This is a genomic window from uncultured Leptotrichia sp., from assembly GCF_938036635.1.
GTDB classification, from domain to species: Bacteria; Fusobacteriota; Fusobacteriia; order Fusobacteriales; family Leptotrichiaceae; genus Leptotrichia; species Leptotrichia hongkongensis.
In genome coordinates this window covers 1-2,511 of sequence record NZ_CALHQO010000544.1, presented here as the reverse complement: position 1 = coordinate 2,511, position 2,511 = coordinate 1, and the positions used below count along the sequence as shown (strand labels likewise).

The window sequence follows — 2,511 nt, the reverse complement described above, 5'->3', positions numbered from 1 at the left end:
AGAAAATTTAAAAGTGAAAAGTTATAAAAATGAATAACAACAGTTTTTATACAGCGAAAAGTTAATACATTTGCTCAGGAATAAGATAAAAATGAAAAAATATTATATTAATGAATATTATAAATAAAAAATAAAAAGAATAGGAGAGGATTATAGGAATGGGATTGTTAATAACAATTAATGTGCTGTTTATGATATTTTTCTTTGTGATAGCATATATGTCGATACGGTATTTTATTAATCAGATTGAGAAATATCCGAGAGTTACATTTGAAGAGGTGTATAACAGTAAAAAATTAAGACAGAAGTATAATATTGAGGATAATAAGGCAAATCCTTATGATTATGGGTATAATTTTAAGGAAATTGAGTATAAGTCAGGGAAAATACAGCTTTATGGGTGGCTTATCGAGAACAAGGAAGCTACAAAAACGATGATTATTTCACATGGTCGTGGTGTAAACAGGCTGGCTTCGTTACAATATTTGGAAATGTTTAAAAATATTGGACTTGACAAGGAGTATAATTTTTTTATTCCAGATTTGAGAAACTCAGGAAAGTCTGATGTAGCCAAAACTAAGATGGGATACTGCTTTGGACAGGATATTTTTCACACAATGGAAATGCTGAATGAAAGATTTGGAAAGAACAATTTTACGCTTTACGGATTTTCGCAAGGAGGTATGGGATCTGCGATTGCTTCTAAAATGTACGTGAAGGCACTTAGAAAAAAAGGGATTGTGATTGATAAGCTGATTTTGGACAGTTCGATTTCCAATATAAGAAAGAGAATCAAGGAAGACGCAAAAAAACGTCGTGTTCCAAAATTTATTGTAAGTGTTATTGTAAGAATTTTTAATTTAAGAGTTGGAAGCCATCTTGATAAGCTGAAATTATCATATTTGCTAAAAAGAATACCTACTTTGATAATACAGTCTAAAAATGACAAGGCTACAACTTATGGAATGCTTATGGAAGAGTATAACGAACTTGCCCAAAACGAAAATATCAAGCTAAAAGTTTTTGAAAAAGGTTCACACACAAGAATTTATGCTGATCCTGAGTGTAAAGATGAATACGTTGAGGCGGTAAAAGAGTTTTTAACAAATTAAAGTTATAAAAAACAGAAAGGTAGAAAATTTAATGAGTTCAAGATTAACCAAAAAAAGTTACATAATTTATGGGCTTGGGGTTTCATATTTTATGATTGACCAGATTTATAATCAATGGTTGTCATATTATTATTTGCCACCTGAAACGGAAAAAAATTTAGTTCCGTTGTTAAAGCCGCAGTATTTAGTTCTAGCATTTATTTTTGCGAGGATTATTGATGCAATATCGGATCCTGTTGTAGGATTTTTATCTGATAATTCAAAATCACGGTTTGGAAAAAGATCAATATTTATGCTAGTTGGAGGATTGCCGCTTGGGATTCTTACGATTATGTATTTTTACCCAATTAAAAGTTCGCAGATGGCAACGCTTATTTATTTATCAGTTGTTGGAGGACTGTATTTTACGGCATATACTTTAGTCGCAGCACCGTATAACGCTCTAATTCCAGATTTGGCTTCAAATAAGGAAGAAAGGCTTAATCTTTCTACAATGCAGTCGACTTTTAGACTTATATTTACTGGGATTGCAATGGTTCTGCCAGGTATTTTGATTTCAAAATTGGGAATGGTAAATGGAGTACTGAATACAGAAGTTGGAATACGTAAAACAGTAATTTTGATTACAATATTGTCAGTTTTGGGGATTTATGCGTGTATATTTTTTCTAAAGGAGAAACAGCTTACGCAAAACCGTCCTAAGACTGAATCGCTAGGGTTTATGAAATCAATTTCACATTTGAAGGATAAAGAAATTATTTTGTACTTTTTAGGATATTTCTTTTTCTTTTGCGGATTTAACATACTTCGTGGAGATTTGACATATTATTTGAGCGCTGTAATGCAAAAGGATATTAAATATTTGACTGTAATATCAGTTGTGCTGTTTGGAATGGCGGGGCTATTTTTTCCAATTACAAACAAGTTTGGGAAAAAATATTCGTACAAGAAAATATTGATTGTAGATATGCTGCTTTTGATAATCGGTACTTTTGGACTATTGTTTATTAATAAAAATAATTCAATTTTTGCATATTTACTTTTTGTAATTTGTGGAACAGGATTAAGTGGTGCGGCGTTTATTTTCCCACAGGCAATGCTTAGTGAAATTTCTGCAAAACTGTCAGAAACTAAAAAAGTAAGTTTGGAAGGCTTTATGTTTGGAATACAGGGAATGTTTCTAAAATTGGCGTTTCTAGTGCAGCAAGTTGTTCAGTCAACTTTACTTGTTTTAGGAAATCAGAATGTTCAGAATGGCGTGAAAGGTGCAACTGAAGTTGGAGTTAAAGTGACACTTGTCGTAGCATTAGCGCTGTTTGGCGTTTCGCTGTTTTTCTATAATTTGAAAAAAGAGGATTAATTTTAGTTAATTATTAATATTTATAAATAAAAAATGGAG

At 31.4% G+C, this 2,511-nt stretch carries 2 protein-coding genes; both read left to right on the top strand.

Annotated features, from left to right (window positions below; translation table 11 throughout):
• The first annotated feature begins 158 nt into the window (after window positions 1–158).
• Window positions 159–1,112 (top strand): alpha/beta fold hydrolase, encoded by a 954-nt coding sequence (locus Q0370_RS10960; RefSeq protein ID WP_299575646.1) that lies wholly within the window; start codon window positions 159–161, stop codon window positions 1,110–1,112.
• A 31-nt stretch (window positions 1,113–1,143) separates the two neighbouring features.
• A complete protein-coding gene (locus tag Q0370_RS10955; RefSeq protein WP_299575644.1) occupies window positions 1,144–2,472 on the top strand; it encodes an MFS transporter in 1,329 nt (442 codons plus the stop codon).
• Window positions 2,473–2,511: the final 39 nt, after the last annotated feature.

Excerpts from the sequence above, each read along its gene's own strand:
- Q0370_RS10960 (WP_299575646.1), top strand. The coding sequence starts at position 159 with ATGGGATTGTTAATAACAATTAATGTGCTGTTTATGATATTTTTCTTT.
- Q0370_RS10955 (WP_299575644.1), top strand. The coding sequence starts at position 1,144 with ATGAGTTCAAGATTAACCAAAAAAAGTTACATAATTTATGGGCTTGGG.